Here is a 1,323-nt window from a genome sequence, read left to right as displayed (position 1 = left end):
CCTTTCCCCCTGCCTGGTGGTGACTGGTGAGTAGTGTATTAGACTATTGTATACAGCTGTTTTAGAGAACATCCCTCAGTCTCTGAGAGGAGGCTGGGTGGACAGGTTGTCCACCCAGGCTCCTCTCCAGGCCGCGGCGTCAACGGTGCACCGTGGCCCCAGACGCCGCTGCGGCGCGCCTGCGCCGGCAGCGTGAGTGACACTAACTTCAACCCCTTCTCCGGAGAGATGGTGTTGATGAACATAAAGTTTATTCAGAATCTGTGCATCCTGAAGAAGAAAATCCTTCAGAACTTGACGAAACAAATAATAATGTGGCCAAGAACACGGTTCATAGGCTCTCAATCTCAATCTCATGGTGAGTAGTAGCATCGGGAACCTCCTCACCGTGTCTGTCCTGCTGCCCGATGCTGTTCTGCACCACATCCTCCCTATCCACCTGGTCGTCGGTTCTGTTATCCTCAGGCTCCAGCTTCCTGGCCTTGTTGTTGATCTGGTCGCCCCTGCCCTCCACCTCAAGGAGCTCTATGTCATTGTCCTCTGACTCCAGCAGCCTGTCCTCGTCACGGTTCCCCACCTGGCGAACCTTGATTTTCAGGGACTCGTTATCAAGGAGTTTCGGAGCATTTTCGAGCTTCGGCGTTTTCATGGTCGACTTTCCTGTGTTTGGATAAAGTTGTGGTGAAGTCTAATAATTTTCTGCTGCCGTTACATTTCTAAGGTTTGTTTCCTTGGTGGTCTCTCCAATGAACTGATTTACTGTGCTTTCATAAAGTTGCAGTGAAGTCAAATTATTTGCCGCAGTGAGCACAATTTAAATAGTCTCTTCCTTGGTTTCCATTCCTGTCTTCAAAACATCAATTTCCTGACCGTTTTCTTAAATTCTTTCGCCGTTTTCTTCGACCTTCGGGCTGGCACGAAACATCCCGACTTGTCCGTCTCCTTGATCACCACCACGAACAGGCTGACCACCTCCAGGTCATCATTGAGGAACTCCACCAGCTGGTCCCTGTCTCTGAAAGATCACACACATTAAAGAATGCGTCCATCGTACAGCGCAACGGGGACACGAAATCACACTTTCATCATTCTTGTAAAATATAAGAGGTTGTGTGGGTCCCCGCGTACACTGTTGGCCAGGATCCCCTCGGCTGAGGACCTCTCATTGGCCGCCTACTCCTGCTCCTCCCCCTCCCCCCCCCCTCCCCCCGGTCCGCTGCTCTCCGTCACCTCACTGTCGCACTGTTCCTCCTCCGTCCCATCACATCGTGATGGCGATGTGCTGCAGACTCTCCTCTCCAAGCAGATCGCACTGGATTATCT

Annotated in this window: 2 protein-coding genes; both read right to left on the bottom strand. The window is 51.8% G+C overall.

Translation table 11 applies throughout. The features are described 5' to 3' along the window. Nucleotides 1–331 precede the first annotated feature (331 nt). On the bottom strand, nucleotides 332–649 hold the full coding sequence (locus ACN0IC_RS15490; RefSeq protein ID WP_416879648.1) for a hypothetical protein: 318 nt from the start codon (nucleotides 647–649) through the stop codon (nucleotides 332–334). 200 nt (nucleotides 650–849) lie between these two features. After that, on the bottom strand, nucleotides 850–999 hold the full coding sequence (locus ACN0IC_RS15485; protein ID WP_416879647.1) for a hypothetical protein: 150 nt from the start codon (nucleotides 997–999) through the stop codon (nucleotides 850–852). Nucleotides 1,000–1,323 lie beyond the last annotated feature (324 nt).

Source organism: Litorimonas sp., from assembly GCA_029936425.1.
Taxonomy (GTDB): domain Bacteria; phylum Pseudomonadota; class Alphaproteobacteria; order Caulobacterales; family Maricaulaceae; genus Litorimonas.
The sequence above is the reverse complement of the archived record's forward strand: the minus strand, read 5'-3'. Positions and strand labels throughout refer to the sequence as shown.